Origin of the sequence: Cohnella algarum (genome assembly GCF_016937515.1) — a bacterium.
Classification (GTDB): domain Bacteria; phylum Bacillota; class Bacilli; order Paenibacillales; family Paenibacillaceae; genus Cohnella; species Cohnella algarum.
The window spans coordinates 2,563,097-2,581,939 of sequence record NZ_JAFHKM010000002.1 but is presented as its reverse complement, the minus strand read 5'-3'; the positions used below and the strand labels follow the sequence as shown (position 1 = coordinate 2,581,939).

The following is an 18,843-nucleotide window of genomic DNA, read 5'->3' as shown; positions in this document are numbered from 1 at the left end:
ATGACGGCATCCAAACCATACGAGATCGATTCCTACGACGATACTTTTCTTATTTACGAGCTGAAGGAAGACGCCACAAGCTCCAGCGTGAAGATATGCCCGGAGCGGGGCGGCATCGTCATCGGCTGCAGGTTGAGCGGGCAGGAGCTCTTGTACCTGGATCGGGACACGTTCCTCGATCCGAAAGCGAACGTCCGCGGCGGCATCCCGATTTTGTTCCCGATTTGCGGGCAGCTCGAAGACGGAACATACGAATGGGACGGAACGGTCTATTCCATGCGCAACCACGGCGTCGCGCGCACATCCGCCTGGGAAGTCGCCGAAACGGGCACCGACGGGGAAGCGCTGCTGACGCTGAAGCTGCGAAGCAGCGACGAGACGCTTGCCTCCTATCCGTTTCGGTTCGAGCTTTCGTTCTCTTACAGGCTAAAAGACGGAAAATTGTCCATTCGCCAAGCCTACCGCAATCTGTCGGACCGCCCGATGCCCGTTCAGGCCGGCTTCCATCCGTACTTTGCCACAGGCCCCGGCAAAAGCTTCTTCTACGAGTCGGACGCCACGCGGCTGCTCGATTACAACGACGGGCAAATCAAGCCGTTTGCAGGAACCGTGGACCTTGCCGGCTTGGTCGAATCGGTCGCCCTTCTCGATCCCAAAACGCCGACCATCGCGTTTCCGTTCGGCGACGAAGGCCGGATCCAGCTGGATTACAGCCCGCAGTTCAAGACGGTCGTCCTCTGGTCGGTGGAAGGCAAGCCTTTCATTTGCGTGGAGCCGTGGACGGCGTTGAACGGCGCGCTGAACCGGAAGGAAGAGCTGATCATGCTCCGGCCGGGAGAGACGCTGGAGTTGGATTTTGTCCTTTCGTACCGCTAAAGGGAAACCGATGCAAAAACAAGGGCCTCCGTCAAGTCGTCGATCGACTGGACGGAGGCCCTTTGCCGCTATGCCGCTACCGATTAAAACTCAGACCCGTTTCGAGACGTTTGACCATCTCCTCCCACTCGGGCGGGATCAATTCCTTGATGTAAGCCAGCATACCGCGAATGATAATGCGGTCCGGAATCGGCTTCGCGTATTCCTCCTCCAGCAGGGTCAAGCTCCCGAGCAAATCCGCGTTCCGCTCCTCCGGCCGCTTTTCGTGCGATTTCTCCGCGGCCAGGCGGAGGTCGCGCAAGGCGAGCCGGACTTCGTAGCCGGGGTCGGACGCATCCTCCTCTTCTTCGGAGTGCGGGATGACGTCCTCGCGATTCAGCAGCGGCCGTTCCCCTTTGCCGATCATGCCCTTCATGACATCATCCAGCCGATCCATCAAAAAATTGGCCAGCCGATTTTCGTTCAACGGAAGGTCGTCCTTCAAAATCCGCCCCATGTACGCCGTCGTCATGCCGCCGAACAGGGCCGCGCCGTCCCAGGCGTAAGGCTCCCCCTCGTCGCCGTAAATTTCGACGATGTGCTGGCGGTACCACAGGATGAACCGGACCTGAAAAGCCTGGAAGATTTGGCGAATTTCCGCGTTCGAACCGATTCCGGGATTCCGCAGCAGCATTTCCGCGAACCCCCGCTCCTGCCGAAGGGTGACCAGGTTGCGGATAAGCTGAAAGCGAAGCTTTTCCCGAGGGGGAAGCTGCCGATCCTCCGACAGCTCCCTCAGCCCCGCCATGAATCTTTCCGTAAAAAAGCCGATGACCGACAGCAGCAAATCGTCCTTGGACTTGAAATAAAAGTACAGCGAGCCTTTGGCCATCCCGAGCTCATCCGCAATGTCCTGCATCGATGCGGCCTGAAACCCTTTGTGCGAGAAACACTTCAACGCCGCTTCCAGCACCTGTTGCTTTTTGTCGCTCATCTTAATCTTCCCTAGGTTTGCGGCGGAATCTCATCAGCACCTCATAAGCGATCGGCACGATGAACAGCGTCAGAAGCGTCGAGCTGATCAAACCGCCGACGACGGTAACGGCAAGGCCGCGGGAGATGATGCCGCCTCCGCCTCCGATTCCGAAGACGAGCGGGAGCAGCGAACCGATCGTCGCGAGCGCCGTCATCAAGATCGGACGAAGACGCGTTCCGGCCGCTTCCAGCAAGGACTCTCTCACGGTCATGCCCGCCTTCTCGTTGTGGATGGCGCGGTCGATCAGGACGATGGCGTTCGTGACGACGATCCCGATCAGCATGAGCGCGCCCATCAGCGCGGATACGCTGAGCGTTTCGCCTGCAAGCCACAAGGCTACGAGGCCGCCGATAATGGCGAACGGCAAAGAGAACATGATCGCGAACGGAGCGAGTCCCCCGCCGAACGTCAGCACGAGCACCAGGTACACGATCGCGATCGCCGCGGCCATCGCCAAGCCAAGCTGGCTGAACGTTTCGTTGATTTGTTCCGTAACGCCGCCGATTTTGACTTCGACGCCGGTCGGCAAGTCCATCTCGTCCACTTTATCCTGAACGGCGGCGGATGCCGCCCCCACGTCGTTGGACGTAATTGCGCCGCTTACCGTGACGACCATCCGGCCGTTTTCGCGCGTAACGGTGCTCGGCGCGGTGCCTTCCTCCACGGTCGCGACATCCTTGATCGGCACTTCCACCCCGAGCGGGGACTGAAGTGTCGCATTTTCGATGTCCGCGATCGAGCCGAACGTTTCATTGTCTACCTGCACGTAAACGTTATACGTTTGGCCTTCTTCCTCGACCGTGGTCAAGATCGGTCTCTCGTGGTTCGGCATAAGCCTCATTGCCAGTTGCCCGGCCGTAAGGCCCAACTGGCTCAGCTTGTCGTGGTCCGCCACGAGCGTATATTGGCCGAACGTTTCGGACAAGCTCGTCTCGACATCCTCGAAGTTGGAATCCTGCTTCATGATTTCGGCGACTTGATCGGCGACGGGCTTGATTTGCTCCAGCGATTCTCCGTATACGCCGAGACTGAAGCTGCTGCCTCCCATGCCGCCGGTCATATCCATTTGGCTCCACGTGCCTTCCGGAACTCTCTGCTGCAGTTCGGTTACGATCGCTTCCTTTTTCGCTTCGAATTCCGACACGTCGGGATCGAACTGGAGATAGAACAGCCCCGAATTGGACGAAGAGCCCATCGCGAGCGGATTTCCGCCTCCGCCGATCGAATATTGCATGCTCGTGACGTCAGGCTGCTCAAGCAAGAAGCTTTCCGCCTGCAGCGCCCGATTCGTCACATCGTCAAGCAGCGCTCCCGGCTCCGGGCTGTACGTGATCATCATATATTTTTCTTCTTCTTCCGGCAGGAAGCTTGTCCCGATGAGCGGCACGAGGAAGAAGCTTCCGACGAGCAGCGCGACGGCCGCGACGACGGTCACGACTTTGTGGCGCAAGGTGGCGGCAAGCATCTTTTTGTAGCCTTCGGCCATTTTGCCCGGCTTTTCGTGGTGGTCGGCTTTGCCGGCTTTGACGCCGTTGCGGAACATCGAATGCGCCATCATCGGCACGATCGTGATCGCCACGAGCAAGGAAGCGAGCAGCGTGAACACCATCGTCAGCGCAAACGGCAGGAACAGCTGCCCGACCAAACCGCTGACGAGCGCGATCGGCAGGAAGACCGCGATCGTGACGATCGTCGACGACATGATCGGCATGAACATTTCGCGGGTGGCATCCAGGATAAGCTCTTTGCCTTTCAGCTTTTCGCCGGAGAGAGCCATTCGCCGGTAAATATTTTCGATGACGACGATCGAGTCGTCGACGACCCGGCCGATCGCGACCGTCATCGCGCCAAGCGTCATTATATTGAGCGAAATATCGAATTGCTTGAGCAAGAGGACGCCCATAATGAGCGACAGCGGAATCGAGACGACGGAAATGATCGTCGAGCGGATATTCCGCAGGAACAAGAGGATGATAATGATGGCGAAAATGGCGCCGAACAGCGCTTTTTCCAGCATCGTCAGGACCGATTCCTCGATCGGCTTGCCTTGGTCGAGGAGAACGACCAATTCCATGTCCGGATACTTCTCTTGGAAACGTTCGGCTTCATCCTTGACCGCATTGACGACTTCGACCGTGTTGGCGTCGTTCGCTTTGACGATTTGAATGCCGATCGATTCCTTGCCGTTCGTGCGGGATACGGATTCCGCCTGGCCGACCAGCTCCAGCGTCGCGATGTCGCCCAGCTTGACGGTCGGCAAGCCCATTGGCGCGGCAGGCGCGCCCGCGCCCGTCCCCGCCGCTCCGGCGTCCGTCCCCGGTGCGCCTGCGCCCGCTCCGGGCGCTGCGGCTCCCGTTCCGGCAGCTCCGCCGGCACCGCCCGGCGCGCCGCCCGCGGAAGCGGCTCCCCCGACGGCCGGGATCGTCAGGTTGCGAAGCTCTTCGATCGAGGTCACTTGTCCGTCCACGACGATCGATTTTTCCGAATCGTCCAATTGGAACAGGCCGAGCGGAGCTTTGACCGCCGCCGCCTGTACGAGGCTGGACACCGTATCTTCGGTCAAGCCGTACTGGGCCATTTTCGCCTGATCGAACGTCAGTTGAACTTCCCTCACGTATTGACCCGCTACCGATACCGACGCCACGCCTTCGATTTCTTCGAGAGCCGGCTTGATTTCGCTGTCGACGATGTTCGTCAAGTGCTCGAGATCCTCTCCCCCCGCCGCGCTCAGCGAAAGGATCGGAAAGGAATTGATCGAAAACTTGGAAATGCTCGGACTTTGCGCCCCGGAAGGCAGCTCGACCAGATCGAGCGCTTCGCGAACGTCGGTCACCGCTTTGTTCATATCTTGACCGAATTCGAATTCAATCATAATGTTCGATGCGTTCTCCATCGAGGTGGAGGTGACGTTGTTGACATTATCCAGGTTGCGCAGCCGTTGTTCCAACGGAGCCGTAACGTCCTCGACGACCGAGTCGGGAGCAGCCCCCGGATAGACCGTCGTCACGCTAAGGAACGGCAACGACAAATTGGGCATGCTCTCCTGCTTCATCGTCAAGCCGGAGTACAAGCCCGAAACGAGGACAATAATAGTGAACAACCAGATGGCGAACTTGTTGTTCAATGAGAACTTGATAACGCTTTTCATCTCTCCACTCCTTGTCTTTTAGGCTCACCTCGCCATCGTATCAAACGAACGGTCGAATTACAAATGAAGCGTTCGATACAGATTGGGCGTGAGTTTTATCCTCATATACGGCCCATTCCGCTTGGCGTTTCAAAATTTTTTCGACCGATTGTTCGATTCGGAGTTAGGGCGGAGGTCAGAAACCCGCTTGCCGTCCTCCACGGAATCGGCCAGCGGGCGGCCGTATGCGCATGGAGGGCTAAGATGAGTCGCTACGACTCATTTGGGTCCGACTCCGCGCAGGCGGAAGCGGCAAGTTGGGTAATTTTTATCCAACTGCGGGCGGCCGTATGCGCATGGAGGGCTCAGATGAGTCCCTACGACTCATTTGAATCGAAGGCGCGCAGGCGGAAGCGGCAAGTTGGGTAATTTTTATCCAACTGCGGGCGGCCGTATGCGCATGGAGGGCTCAGATGAGTCCCTACGACTCATTTGAATCGAAGGCGCGCAGGCGGAAGCGGCAAAATGGGTAATTTTTACCCAACTGCGGGCGGCTGTATGCGCATGGCGGGTCGAGATGAGTCGCCACGACTCATCTGGATCCATTTCACGCGTGCGGAGGCGGCAAGATAAAGGCCGCCCGCTCTTCCGGGCTAAATCTTCCCCGTTTTCCGCTCCGCCGAAGCGAATTTCGCGTATCGATGCATTCCCAAGCCGAGCAGGCCGTAAATGACGGCGCCGACAATCGCATGGAGGGTCAAGTGCTGGAACGGGAACAGGATGACGAAGGCGTACCCCCACAATCCGTAAGGCAGCCGGTCGATGCGTTCGGACACGAGCGTCAGCCACACTCCGGCGAAAAAACCGTAATAAGCGATAACAGACAAGGGGATCGTGTAAAACAAAAAATTCAGCGTGTCGTAGACCGAATAAGGCAAAATCTCGATCAGGAATTTTTCCAAAAACAGCACGCCAAGCCCGCCGAACAATAAATGCAGGTGAAGCGGCAGCGCGAGCCGGACAACGGGAAAAGAAAGCAGCCACATCCTTAAACTTCGCAGCACAACGGAAAAACGGTTCATTCGCAGCGCCTCCCGGTTACGTGACTCCCCCTCATTGTAAAACTTTCGTTCCGCCGATCGTCGCGAAGCTTGTCGTCCGCCCAAAAAAATAACCCCGGCTTCGCGCTGCAGCTTTCGCTGCGACGCGAGGCCGAGGCCCGCGTGCGGAAACTTCGTCCGCTTTGTAGCCTCCGTTTGTCAGCGGTGCGCCGAGACCCTCCTGCGGGAACCTCGTCCGCTTTCCCGGTCATCCGGCAACCCCTTGGCGATTGACCGGCGCGGCCGGATCGGTCGGGTGCTTGCGTTTGACGATGTGGCGGTAGGCGCGTTTAATCAAGGGCAGCAGGTAGTAGTCGAGTCCGAACTTGCCCGCGTTGTTGCCGGCGAGCAGGACGACGATGCCGAACAGAATCAGCCACGGATTGCTCGATACGGTGCCGGCCAGCAGGAACATGAAGTTCATCATCATTCCGAAGAAGGCGGCGGTAACCGTCAAGCCCCCCAGTATGAGGCCCAGGCCGACCAGAAACTCTCCCCAGGGAATGAGCACGTTGATCAGTTCAACGTTCGGAAGCGCGAAATGCTTGAGGAAGGCCACAAAATTCGGGTACATCGCATTTTCCGTGCCGGTCGCGAGCACCGGCGTTTCGATCGCTTTATTCAGGAAGCCGGCGGCGCTGAAGCCGTCCACGATCTTGTGCCACCCCGCCTCGATCCACTTCCACCCGAGATAAAACCTCACGACGACGAGCAGCGCGGCGGCGATCCGGTTTGTTCTCATCCAGTTTGCCATTTGAATCCTCTCCCTTCTGATGTCTTCATCATAGCTCTTCTTCGCGCCGTCCCCCATCGGGAGAATTCCCGATCCTGACGGAGGCGGGCCCTGATTTTTTCCTAAGAACGGCAGCTGCGCTTCCCTTACCGCAAATTAGGGGAATTCCCCGACTTACAGCCCCCGCAAGAAAGAATACAATTAATGAGAGGATGACGACCGGAAAAGCGAGGCTAGGTGAGAAAGGATGGTTGAAAAGGTGCGCGAGCTGATGGAAAAAGAGCTTCATCTATTGCGCGAGCTCCTGTCGGCCGACGTTGCGGCATTGGCATGGATGCAGGACCGGGAACGCCGGCTGGACTGGGCCATCGCATCGGGCTGCGGCGACGACAGATACCGCATGCTTTCCATTCGGATCGGACGGGGGCTGGAGGGAACCGTTCCGAGAATCGGCCGGCCGCTCGTATTGGACCCCTGCAATCCGAGCGCCTCGCGGATGAAGGAACAGTCCCCGTTCATGCTGCTCGAGAAGCTTCAGACCGCGGCCGGTTTGCCCGTCAACGTCCATGGACAATTAAAAGGCGTGCTCCTGGCCGGGTTTCGGTCCGTTCGCTGCTTCACGCCGGAAAATCTAACGGTGCTCCAGATGTCGGCCAAGTGGCTCGGGCAGTTGGGAGAGTACGATTCGGAAGGGGGCAAGGTTCATTTCGGGGAAATCTCCTGATAAGATAGAGAGAACGAGAGGGGGAAACGGCTTGGACAACGTACGCATTTTGCTCGTCGACGACCACGCTGTCGTCCGTTCGGGCTTGCGGATGCTGCTCGAGAGCAAGCCCGGCATCGAAGTGGCAGGCGACGCCGCGGACGGAGACGAGGCGATCCGGTTGGCCCGGGAGCTTTCGCCGGACGTGGTGCTGATGGACCTAAGCATGCCGCACGGCAAAGACGGCTTGACCGCGACGGGCGAACTGAAAAAGCTGATGCCCGACATTGCCGTGCTCATTTTGACGATGCACGATGACGACGAGTATTTATTTCGCTCGATTCATGCCGGGGCATCGGGCTACATTTTGAAAAGCGCCCCCCACGAAGAACTGCTGGCCGCGATTCAATCGGTTTCCGAGGGCAACGCCTACTTGTACCCGACCGCCACGAAGCGGCTCATGAACGAATATATGGAGCGGATCCGCCGCGGCGAAAGCGCGGACGCCTACGATCTGCTTTCGGAACGCGAGAAGGAAGTGCTCGGCTGGATCGCCAAGGGCTATTCCAACAAGGATATTGCCGAGCACCTCATCATCAGCGTCAAAACGGTCGAAACCCACAAAGCCCACGTCATGGAAAAGCTCGGTCTCAAGACGCGGCCCGATCTGGTCAAATACGCGCTCAAAAAGGGGTTGCTGAACTTTGACGCCTGAAGAAGCCAAACGCGTCGACGAACTGGTCTCGAGCCTCGACGATCCCGGGTTTCCGATGACCGCCGAATTTCGGAGCGAGCTTAAGCAGATGCTCCAGCAATTCAACCATCTGAAGCTTGCGCTGGACGAATCGTCGATCGTGGCGATGACCGACCGCAAAGGGATTATCCGCTATGTGAACGGGAAGTTTTGCGAAATTTCCAAGTACAGCCGCGAAGAGCTGCTCGGGAGCGATCACCGGATCATCAATTCCGGCTACCACGGAAAATCGTTCATGCGCGAATTATGGCGGACCATTCAATCCGGCGAGGTGTGGCGGGGCGAAATTCGCAACAGGGCAAAGGACGGCAGCTACTATTGGGTGTACACGACGATCGTGCCGTTCGTGGACGAATCGGGAAAGCCTTATCAATATTTGGCGATCCGCAACGAGGTCACCCCGCTGAAGAAGGCGGAACAGGAGCTGCAGCGGATGATGACGCGCGTCATGCGCATCCAGGAAGAGGAGCGCAAGCGGTTTTCCCGCGAGCTGCACGACGGCATCGGCCAAAGCCTGTTCGGCCTGGCGATCCACCTCGACCGGCTGCTCGCCCAGCCCGGGCATGCGCCGGAGCTTGCCCAGCTTCGCCGGGACGTCACCGGCATCATGGAGGAGGTGCGGGAGCTCGCCTGGGAGCTGCGGCCGTCCGTGCTGGACGATCTCGGGGTCGCTCCCGCCCTGCGGAGCTACTCGGAGATGTTTTCCCAGCATTACGGCATTCGCGTCCGCTTGACCTGCAAGCTGGCGGGCCGCATGGACCGCCAGACGGAAACCGCGCTTTACCGGATCGTTCAGGAGGCGCTCACCAACATCGGCAAGTACGCGGGGGTTGCGGAGGCAACGGTCGACGTCTGGGAGTCGGAAACGCATGTCTATGCGCGCGTCGAGGATCGGGGCGTCGGCTTCGTCCCGATGCCGGAAAGCCAGGGGGTCGGACTGTTCAGTATGGAAGAGCGGGCACGCGGCGTCGGAGGCCAGGCGAGCGTCCGCTCCGCCCCGGACCAAGGAACGGTCGTTTCGGTAATTTTGCCAAAAAATGTGGAGAACCCTTGACATAGTTATCCAGATGAAGTATAATTCATTAGTGATTTAAGTGTGACCCTCTGATTTTTCCTCTAAAGGGATATCGCCTCCGTTCTCTTTCACATTCCTTTAATACAATGGCTGCTGGGAAAGGAACACGAATTCTCGCTGGAGCGGTCAAGGAACCGCAAGAACGATTGAGAGGCAGGGCTTTCGTTGTTTTCGTGCAAGTGAGTTTCAGGAAACATCGCGCGGTTGCGCTTAAACGAATGACCCCCGCTGGGCTTAGCCTGGCGGGGGTCGACCAATTTTCGGGCGTTTTTCGTCAGTTTCGTTCGGGGAGAGACTCCACGTAGCTGTCGGACATGCTGATCAGCTCCAGCGCGTTTTCGTACTGTTCCTCGGTTACGTCGCCTTCCGCGGCCTCGCCGCCGGAGAACGGGTAGACGACGCCGTCCTCGAACCCGAGGCCGGGGACGAATACCGCCCCGTCGTTCACGAACGAACCCGACGGCAGGTAATACCTTTGCGGCAGCACGTTTTCCGTTTCGTTCAGGATATCCTGACCGAAGTGGATATGATCGTCCAGCGAAATGCCGGCCAAATTCGCGATCGTCGGAAACAGATCGGATTGCCCGCCCGTTTGCTCGAGCACCTGGCCTTCGGTTTGGCCGGGCAGCTTGAGAATAAGCGGGATGTTCAACATGTCCGGAGACTCGTAATCCCGGCCGTAGATTTCTTTCATAAGGCTTTTCTCTTCTTTGGTCAGCGAGTATACCGGCAATCCCTGGTGGTCACCATAGATGATAACGAGACTCTCGTCCCAAATGCCGCTGCTTTTCAGCCGTTCGATAAATTGGCCGAGGGCGAGGTCCGCGTAATTTTGCGCGCCGATATAATGGCCGACCAGCGTATCGTCGTACTTTTCCGGCAGCTCCATCCGGATTTTGCGTTCCGGCAGATTGAACGGATGATGGGCGGACATCGAGATCACCTGGGCGTAAAACGGTTTGCCGCTTTGCCGCATCGTTTCCAGCACGCCGGCCGTTTTCTCGTACAGCACTTCGTCGGAAGCTCCGAACATGACGAAATCTTCCTCGCCGAAAAAAGCGGTGTCGTAATATTGGCCGAAGCCGAGCGCCTGATAAAGCTCTTCGCGGTTCCAGAACGAGACGTCGTTCGTATGGAAAGTGGCGGTGTCGTAGCCGTGCTCCGCCAGCGTCTTCGGCATGCTCGGCAGTTCCTTGTCCGCGTACACCTGGGAAGCGGCGCCGTGAGGAGGAATAAAGAACGACGTGTTCACGACGAATTCCGCATCCGAGGTGTTGCCTTGCCCGACCTGCTGGTAAAAATGCGGGAAATAAAAGCTTTCGGAAGCCAGCTTGTTCAGGTTCGGCGTCACTTCCTTGCCGTCCACTTCCATGCCGATCAGGAAGTTCTGGAACGCTTCCAGCTGGATAATGATGACGTTTTTGCCTTTGGCCGCTTCCCAATAGGCCGGTTCGGCTTTATCCTCGATGCCCTTGATCTCGCGAATCCGCTCCTGCGTCACTTCGCTCGTATCGACCGGCTCGTCCTTCGAAGCCCCGAACGCGACATAAGCTTCATAGTTGAGGATTCCCATTTTTTGAGCTTGCAAAATTTCGTTCATTCCGTCCTTGTACGGATAAATGCTGGCCGCGCACATCACGATCGAAAGCGCGCCGACGGAAGCCGATACGGCCCTCGGTTCCCGTACGGCAAGGCTTCTCCCCCAGGCCCGAACCTTGCGACTGGAAAGCAGTAAAATAAACAGGACGACGATATCGACGTAGATAAGCAGAAAGTAAGGATGCAGCAGCGAGAACACGCTGCTTTTCACTTCCGTAACCTGTCCGACCTGCTGCAAAGCATGGTAGGTGACGATGACGCCGAAATATTTGTAATACATGATGACCGCAAAATAGACGGAGGTCAAAATCAGATTAACCGTTAAATAAGCGCCGAGCTTGCGCTTGTAAAACAGCAGTTCTACAAGGCAGAACGCGACCCAGACGGACGGAATGCCGGTCGCAAGCGGCATCCAGACATGCCCTCCGTCGAAGATGACGAAGCGGGCCAAATAAATTTTGAGCGCCATCATTATCGTAAAGAAAACAAACGGTTTGGATAAGATTCGCGCGATACGAGGCCAAGCCGCCACATGCATCATCCCCTATTTTTCTATCCGTGCGTCTTGCTTCAAGTACCCATTATAGCGGATTTGTCATCCGTAAATAAAGTTTATGCAACACCTGGCATTCGCTATAATGAAACTTACGAAAGGATGTGGTCTCGGTGGCGATCCGGTATACGCGGGAATACGACAAAATTTTGGACGATTTATCCAAGGCGCTGACCGCCATTCCCGATTGTTACGAAACGTTCGAAATGACGAAGGGCGAGTGGGAGGAACTGGAGCAGCCGGAGCGGGACGTCTGCCTGCGCACGCTCGCGGACGACCTGTTTTACGTGCTCGGCTCCTCTCCCGCTTCGTCGGCCGGCTCCGGCAAAGTCGAATACGACAAAGCGCATCACGTCATTAAAGTGATCGTCTCGCCGCAGCTTACGCACCTCGTTCCGCTCAAGGAACAATAAAGGCCGAGGCAAAAAGAAGGGCCGATCGCCGGTTCGAGAACCGGCCGATCGGCCCTTCGGTTCATCTGCCCAGCACATGGCCGACGATATGAACGACCCGCTGTTCGATAAACGGCTTGGTGATGAATTCCTTCGCTCCCGCCCGAATCGCCTCCGCGATCGTCTCCTGGCGCTCCATCGTCGACAGAACGACGATTCGAGCCCGCGGATCGAATTCGCAAATGTGACGAATCGCCGCGATTCCGTCCATTTCCGGCATCATGACGTCCATCGTCACCAGATCCGGCCGGAAGCGCTCGTACATCTCCACGGCCTCCCGGCCGTTGAAGGCTTCCGCGGCAATCGCGTGTCCGGCTTTCGTCAAAATGCTCTTCAGCGTAGCTCGCATCACCGCCGAATCGTCGGCGATCAGGATTCGGGCCATGGCTCTTCCTCCAGCACGAGTTCGATTTTATTGCGACATTATACCCATCATACATGATCGATGGTGTCGTTTCGATAGATCGAAAGTCCCGGTCGCGCAAGTACAATCGTTTATCCCGCCCCCGTGTGGTATAATGAAATATTAACAATAAGCGGAAGGAAAAGAAGATGATCCATTCCCTATCGCTTCAACAAATCAAGCTGCTGTGCGGTTCCATTTCGTACGAGCGCGGGCGGAAATACTACGAGCAGCACCGCGTGACCAAAGTCGAAATCGACGAGGGGAAACGGACGGTTCGCGCCGTCGTCGTCGGCGAAGAGGAATACGACCAGCGGATCGTCATGGACGACTCCGGCGTTCAGGACGCCCGCTGCACTTGTCCCGCTTACCACAATCAATACTATTGCAAACATATTGCGGCCGTCCTTGTCCACCTTTACGAATCGCAGCCGAAGCCCGATCGGCAGACGGGCACCGTGCCGTTTACCCAGCCGCCGGCGCCGGCGTTCACGAGCCGGGATATCCAATTTGCCAAAAACATGATTTCCCTTTTCGACGGCCCCGTCTCGAACGCTCCGTTCCATGACGAGGCTCCCGGCGTACAGGCGCAGTTTCTGGAAACGGAATTTATCTGCTCGCCCGTGAACGAGCACAGCCGCTCGCCTTTGTTCGCGATCGAGATGAAGGTCGGACCGAAACGCCTCTACGTCGTGCAAAAAATCAAGGATTTCCTGCAGAAGGTCGATCAGCAGCTGCCGGTCGCGTTCGCCAAGCTGTTTACCTACGACCCGACGGCGCATGCGTTCAAGCCCGGGGACGAGGCGATCGTTCGCCGCCTGATCGATATCGGGCGCAGCGAGGAGGCGTACCGGGAGGCGTTTCGCAGCAGCTACGGAGGCTTCGGCTTTCAGCACGAACGCTACATGATCGTTCCGCCCTATGCATGGGAAGAACTGCTTCCCTTGTTCGAGGCGGCGAACGTCCGCTTCGCGCACGGCATGCGCGAGGTCGACCGGATCGTCGTCACCGACGAACCGCCGCCGCTGCAATTCGAGCTGAATCAGGCGCCGGCCGAAGGGTTTCAGCTCGATATCCGCGGTCTCGACCGGACGCTCGTCATGGACAGCTACGGGGTCGTCGTCGCGGACGGCATTCTCCACCGGATGGAAGAGTCGTCCATGCGGCGGCTGGAGGAAGTGAAGCGCTTGTTCGCGTACAAGCCCGGCAAGCATATGCTTATTCCCCCGGAGCAGATGGAGCCTTTCATGGACCGGGTCATCCCCGGTCTTCGCCGAATCGGGGAGGTGACGATCGCCCAGGCGATCGCCGATCGGATCGTGAGCCCGAAACTGCAGGCCAGAATCGGGCTCGACTGGCTGAACGGAAGGCTGCTCGCCAGGCTGACGTATAAGTATGACGACATTGAAATCGATCCGATGCAACCGGGAAAAGGCAGAGCCGGCGACTCGGAACGCATTTTGATGCGCGACGTGGAAGCCGAAGGGCGCATTATGAGCCTGATCGAACGGGCCGCCTTCAAATACAACGGAAGCGAGCTGTACCTGGACGACGAAGAAAGCGTCTACCGGTTTCAATACCGGCTGCTGCCCCAACTGGAGAAGCTGGCCGAAGTGACGGCCACAGGCCCCATGGACGCCATGCTGCGAGAGCCCCCGCCTCCGCCGCGGATGACGATCGACATGGACCCCCGCACGCAGTGGCTGGAAGTCCGGTTCGATATGGAAGGCATCGACGAGCGGGAGATCGGTCTCATTTTGAAAACGCTCGTTGAAAAAAAATCGTACTACCGGCTGCCGGGCGGGGCGTTTCTGTCGCTCGAGGACGAAGGGTTTCTCGAAATCGCCCGCCTCATGGACGAAATGGGCATCCGCAAAAACGACATCAAAAGCTCGCGCCTCGACCTGTCCGCCGTGCGGGGACTGGCGCTGATGGAAGAGGGGCCGCGGACGGCGAACGTCAAGCTCGGGCGCGCCTTCCGGCAGCTGCTGGACAATATGCGAAATCCAGACAATCTGGATTTTGCCGTGCCGGAACGGCTCGCCCCGATTTTGCGGGATTACCAGAAATTCGGCTTTCAATGGATGAAAACGCTGGCCAGCTACCATTTCGGCGGCATCCTCGCCGATGACATGGGCCTCGGCAAGACGCTGCAGGCGATCGCGTTTATCGAATCCAACCTGGAGCGGATTCGCGAAGCGGGCTTGCCCGCGCTGATCGTCTCTCCGGCTTCGCTCATTTACAACTGGCGCAACGAAATCGCGCGCTTTGCCCCGGATTTGAACGTCCGGATGGCCGCCGGCGCCAAGCAGGAGCGGAGCGGGGCGCTGGAGGACCTGGGCAGCGTCGACGTGCTCATTACGTCCTATCCGCTGCTCCGCCGGGATATGGAGCTGTACGCGGGACAGCGGTTCCACGCGCTGTTTCTCGACGAGGCGCAGGCGCTCAAAAACCACGCCACCCAGACGTTCCAGGCGGTCAAGATCATTCGGGCGGCGCATCGCTTCGCCCTGACCGGAACGCCGATCGAAAACTCGCTCGACGAGCTGTGGTCGCTTTGCGACGCGGTGTTTCCCGAGCTGTTCGGCAGCCGCAGCCGGTTTGCGGAGCTGTCCCGGGAAGCGGTCGCGAAGCGGGTGCGCCCGTTCATTTTGCGCCGGCTCAAAACCGACGTGCTGAAAGAACTGCCGGACAAAATCGAAACCCTGCAGCTGTCCGAGCTCACCGACGAGCAGAAGAAGCTGTACGTCGCGTATTTGGCGAAGCTTCAGGCGGAGACGATCGACCATTTGCGGACGGAGGGCTTTCAAAAGAGCCGGATGAAAATACTGGCCGGACTGACGAGGCTGCGCCAGCTGTGCTGCCACCCCTCCCTGTTCGTGGAAAACTACGAAGGCGACTCCGGCAAGCTGGAACAGCTGCTCGACATCGTGGAGGAAGCGCTGGCCGCCGGCAAGCGGCTGCTCATTTTCTCCCAGTTCACCTCCATGCTCGGCCTGATCCGGGAGGAGCTCGAGCTCCGGGGCCTGCCTTGCTTTTATCTCGACGGGCAAACGCCCGCGAAAGACCGCGTCGAGCTGTGCAGAAGATTCAACGAAGGCGAGCACGATCTGTTCCTGATCTCCCTGCGCGCCGGAGGCACGGGGTTGAATTTGACCGGCGCGGACACCGTCATTTTGTACGATTTGTGGTGGAACCCGGCCGTCGAGCAGCAAGCGGCGGATCGCGCGCACCGGATCGGGCAAAAAAAGGTCGTGCAGGTGATCCGGCTTGTCGCCCAGGGTACGATCGAGGAAAAAATCGTGGAGCTTCAGCAGCGGAAAAAAGATTTGATCGCCGAAGTGATCCAGCCGGGAGAAGAGGCGCTGTCGGCGATCACCGAGCAGGAAATCCGCGAGCTCCTGATGATCTAGCCGGAACAGCTTACGGAAAAGTAGAAAAGGACTGTTCCGGCGGCGAATTCTGCCCTCTGCGGCAGAGCTCCCGCTCAAAACAGTCCTATTTCTAGTTGCGGCCCCGTTTCGCAGCCGAGTAGCCGCGCCCGGCCGCGATCACGTTCCGATCACAGCTCTTCGCTGGCGAGCTCCGACGTGTAAGGCTCCAGCAGCCATTTTCCGTCCACCTTCACCGCGTCGTTAAGCATCGTCGAGCGAACGGTGTACGAAAGGTCCTCCATCGTCACTTCCGAAACCATGACGAACGCGAGCGTCGCCCGGTCCGCTCCGTTGTATTCGACAATCGCTTGCTGTTCCACCGTCGCTTTGGTCGAATAGGAGGCAAACAGCTCCTCGATCGCCGCCGAAGCATCCGCCTTCAGCGTTTCGTCCTCGAAATGCATCGTCGCCACGTAAGCTTCCGTGTCGCCCTCGGAAGCCGCCTTCATCTGCGCGCTCAACACGGCTTCGATCGCCGCCTTGTCCGCATCCGGCACCGTTACGGCTTGATCGAACAAGCGATCCAGGTTCGTGTAGTCGGTGTAAGGAACGTAAATGTCGTAAATTTTCCACTGGCCGCTCGCATCCGGCCGGAGCGTATATTCGACTTCGCTCTCGTTGTCGAGGAAAAAGCCGCCGCTGACTTTGACGGACTTCTCCAGCGTGACGACGAGCGCTTCCTCGTCGGTATAATAGCCGACATATCGGTCTTCGATCGTCGTTTTCGTCTTCGCTGTCGAGAACTGCTCGCGAATGGCGGCATCCATGGCATCCTTGATCTCGGACTCGTCGTGAAACAGCGCCATCAGCGCATCGGCGTCCGAGGCTTCTTCCGCCGCGAGCACCTGATCCAGCACGCCGAACAGAGCCTGCTGCTGCTCGGCCGTCGGCCCGCCGTCGACGATGACGACCGTTTTGGCCGCGGATTCCCAGCTCACTTCTTTGCCGGACAGGTCCGCCAAAAACTTCACGCCGACGAGCGTGCGGCCGTTAAGCGTCGTCAACTGCTTGTTGACCTCGACGGCCGTGCCGTTCACGAACGCGATATCCGCCCCGATCGTCATTTCGATGTAACGGCTGTCGGATTCCGCCGTAATTTTTTTCGTGGCATTTTCATAGAAAACTTCATAGCCGAACGCTTCGAACAAAGTCCGGAATTCGACGAACGTCCGTCCGTCCATCGCGACCGGATTTTGGTTGAATCGAAGCGGCTCTCCGTTAAGCAGAACTTTGATCTCCGGCTGCCCGCTCGCGGCGGACGCCGTCCCCATGGAGGCGAATAAGAGCATTGCGGTCACGGCCAATCCAACGAAGCGTTTCAATAGAGCACTTCCCGTCTCCCGATTTGGGTATTTTTCCTATACCACCTCATCATATCGGAAAATAGCGGCAGAAGTTAAGTCTTTTCTCGTTTTTATTCGTCGACCATGCGTTTCTTGTAGACGAATGCGGCCAAAATATGAATGGCGACCGCCCATGCGAGGATGATGCCCAGATGGCCCGCCGTATCGGCGAATCCCGCGCCCGCTTCCACCCGTTTTGCCAATTCGAGCAGCTGCAAATTCGGCAGCGCCTCCAATACGGACAGAAACGGATACTGCTCGATGAACAGGGTGACATAGGAGCCGAAGCTGAAAATCGCGAAAAACGGCAAAACCGCGACCGAAGCTTCCATCACCGATTTCGTAAACAGCCCGATCAACGTCCCGAGGCCCAAATAAAAGAGGACGGACAAAAACAAGGCGGCGATTACGGCCGGCATATTTTGCGGATTGTACTCCTGCAGCGCCATGCAAACCGTCACGATCAGGACGGTCGCCAGAAAGCTCAGCAAGTTTTTGCCGCAAAAAATCTCGAGCGTGCTGGCAGGCGACAGCATGAGCCCGCGCAGCGTGTTCTTTTCTTTCTCTTCCGCGATCAGCGACGCTTGCACATACGCGGTTACCAGGACGAACGTCATGTTGAAAACCAAGTAGTAGGTATCGATGCTCCCTGCGCCCATCCGGCCGTAAATGACCGACAGCACGATCGGCATCAACAGCGTCGTCGAGACGTACAAATTGCGGGACATGTCTTTGTAGTCTTTTTGCAAAATCGCGAAAACCCGCTTCATCGATAACGTCATGCCAGCTTCCTCCCGGTTACTTCTACGAAAATATCGCCAAGCGTCGGAAAATTCGTTTGGACCGACGCAATCCGATCGGCGCTCATGTATTCGAACAATTCCCGAGCCCCTTCCGGCCCCTTCGGCACGATGACGGTGGACCCGTCGGTAAGCTCGACGGTCAACGTCGCGTCTCCGCGCTGCCGGCGCAGCTTTTGCGGGGAACCCAGCAATTGTATCTCTCCGTTGTTCAAAAAAGCGACCCGATCGCACAGCGTTTCGGCTTCGTTCATATCGTGCGTCGTCAAAAAGATCGTCGTTCCCCGCTCTTTTAACCGATTCAAGCCCTCGTAAATATGCTTCGTGTTTACCGGATCGAGCGCGGATGTCGGCTCGTCGAGGAACAACAGCTCGGGCTCGTGCAGAAGGGCGCGCGCCAATACGATTCTTTGGAGCATCCCTTTGGACAGCTTGGAGACGGTTTTCTTGCTCTCGCCTTCCATGTTCACCATCGCCAGAACTTCGCCGATTCGGCTAAAGGGCACATCGTACAAATCGCAATACAGCTTCAAATTGTCGTAGACGGACAATCGGGCGTATAAAGCCGTGTTATCCGTAATGATGCCGATTTTTTTGCGGTATCGGGCTTCCCGCAGCCGGTCCGCGCTCGCTCCGAACACATAGGCGGTCCCCGAGGTAGGCTTCAGCTGAGCCGTCAGGATTTTGATGGTCGTCGTTTTTCCCGACCCGCTCGGTCCCAAAAAACCGAAAATTTCTCCCTTCCGTACGCTAAAGGATACATTCGTTAAAGCCCGGGAACCGGAAAACGATTTTTCCAACGCCGTCACTTCGATAATATTTTCCATCGCGCTTTCAACCTCCGCATATGACTTCGCTATGCCCTTATCCTAGAGC

General features: G+C 57.7%; 15 protein-coding genes. 6 read left to right on the top strand and 9 right to left on the bottom strand.

Annotated elements, in window-relative coordinates:
* Window positions 1–876, top strand: coding sequence for an aldose epimerase family protein (locus tag JW799_RS11765; RefSeq protein ID WP_205429944.1), 876 nt, complete (start codon window positions 1–3; stop codon window positions 874–876).
* Between the two features lie 76 nt (window positions 877–952).
* On the opposite strand, the gene JW799_RS11760 is transcribed toward JW799_RS11765, so the two are convergent.
* The 4 genes from JW799_RS11760 to JW799_RS11745 all read right to left on the bottom strand — a co-directional run bounded on the left by JW799_RS11760 (window position 953) and on the right by JW799_RS11745 (window position 6,872).
* Complete coding sequence (locus JW799_RS11760) at window positions 953–1,849, bottom strand: TetR/AcrR family transcriptional regulator (RefSeq protein ID WP_205429942.1); 897 nt, start codon at window positions 1,847–1,849, stop codon at window positions 953–955.
* Between the two features lies 1 nt (window position 1,850).
* Entirely contained in the window at window positions 1,851–5,039 is a 3,189-nt protein-coding gene (locus JW799_RS11755; protein ID WP_080833295.1) for an efflux RND transporter permease subunit, read from the bottom strand.
* Window positions 5,040–5,671: 632 nt separating this feature from the next.
* Window positions 5,672–6,100, bottom strand: coding sequence for a hypothetical protein (locus JW799_RS11750; protein WP_205429940.1), 429 nt, complete (start codon window positions 6,098–6,100; stop codon window positions 5,672–5,674).
* Between the two features lie 226 nt (window positions 6,101–6,326).
* Entirely contained in the window at window positions 6,327–6,872 is a 546-nt protein-coding gene (locus JW799_RS11745; protein WP_205429938.1) for a DoxX family membrane protein, read from the bottom strand.
* 226 nt (window positions 6,873–7,098) lie between these two features.
* Here JW799_RS11745 and JW799_RS11740 point away from each other — a divergent pair, with 226 nt between their 5' ends.
* The 3 genes from JW799_RS11740 to JW799_RS11730 are packed head-to-tail and all read left to right on the top strand — an operon-like array spanning window position 7,099 to window position 9,362.
* Window positions 7,099–7,575 (top strand): GAF domain-containing protein, encoded by a 477-nt coding sequence (locus tag JW799_RS11740; protein WP_080833302.1) that lies wholly within the window; start codon window positions 7,099–7,101, stop codon window positions 7,573–7,575.
* Between the two features lie 31 nt (window positions 7,576–7,606).
* A complete protein-coding gene (locus tag JW799_RS11735; protein WP_275901459.1) occupies window positions 7,607–8,269 on the top strand; it encodes a response regulator transcription factor in 663 nt (220 codons plus the stop codon).
* 55 nt (window positions 8,270–8,324) lie between these two features.
* Window positions 8,325–9,362 (top strand): PAS domain-containing sensor histidine kinase, encoded by a 1,038-nt coding sequence (locus JW799_RS11730; protein ID WP_080833801.1) that lies wholly within the window; start codon window positions 8,325–8,327, stop codon window positions 9,360–9,362.
* Window positions 9,363–9,657: 295 nt separating this feature from the next.
* Here the strand turns inward: JW799_RS11730 and JW799_RS11725 are convergent, their stop codons facing one another.
* Entirely contained in the window at window positions 9,658–11,454 is a 1,797-nt protein-coding gene (locus tag JW799_RS11725) for an LTA synthase family protein (protein ID WP_420830682.1), read from the bottom strand.
* 194 nt (window positions 11,455–11,648) lie between these two features.
* Here JW799_RS11725 and JW799_RS11720 point away from each other — a divergent pair, with 194 nt between their 5' ends.
* Window positions 11,649–11,948 (top strand): hypothetical protein, encoded by a 300-nt coding sequence (locus JW799_RS11720; RefSeq protein WP_080833308.1) that lies wholly within the window; start codon window positions 11,649–11,651, stop codon window positions 11,946–11,948.
* A 61-nt stretch (window positions 11,949–12,009) separates the two neighbouring features.
* Here JW799_RS11720 and JW799_RS11715 read toward each other — a convergent pair whose 3' ends face one another.
* Window positions 12,010–12,372: a response regulator gene (locus tag JW799_RS11715; protein ID WP_080833310.1), complete on the bottom strand. Its 363-nt coding sequence runs from the start codon at window positions 12,370–12,372 to the stop codon at window positions 12,010–12,012.
* 167 nt (window positions 12,373–12,539) lie between these two features.
* Between JW799_RS11715 and JW799_RS11710 the strand changes: the two genes are divergently transcribed.
* Window positions 12,540–15,803, top strand: coding sequence for a DEAD/DEAH box helicase (locus JW799_RS11710; protein ID WP_205429936.1), 3,264 nt, complete (start codon window positions 12,540–12,542; stop codon window positions 15,801–15,803).
* 149 nt (window positions 15,804–15,952) lie between these two features.
* Here JW799_RS11710 and JW799_RS11705 read toward each other — a convergent pair whose 3' ends face one another.
* The 3 genes from JW799_RS11705 to JW799_RS11695 form a co-directional block, all read right to left on the bottom strand.
* A complete protein-coding gene (locus JW799_RS11705) occupies window positions 15,953–17,146 on the bottom strand; it encodes a copper amine oxidase N-terminal domain-containing protein (protein WP_205429934.1) in 1,194 nt (397 codons plus the stop codon).
* Window positions 17,147–17,238: 92 nt separating this feature from the next.
* On the bottom strand, window positions 17,239–17,949 hold the full coding sequence (locus JW799_RS11700) for an ABC transporter permease (protein WP_205429932.1): 711 nt from the start codon (window positions 17,947–17,949) through the stop codon (window positions 17,239–17,241).
* A complete protein-coding gene (locus JW799_RS11695) occupies window positions 17,946–18,794 on the bottom strand; it encodes an ABC transporter ATP-binding protein (protein ID WP_205429930.1) in 849 nt (282 codons plus the stop codon). The genes JW799_RS11700 and JW799_RS11695 overlap by 4 nt, the downstream gene beginning before the upstream one ends.
* Between the last annotated feature and the right edge of the window lie 49 nt (window positions 18,795–18,843).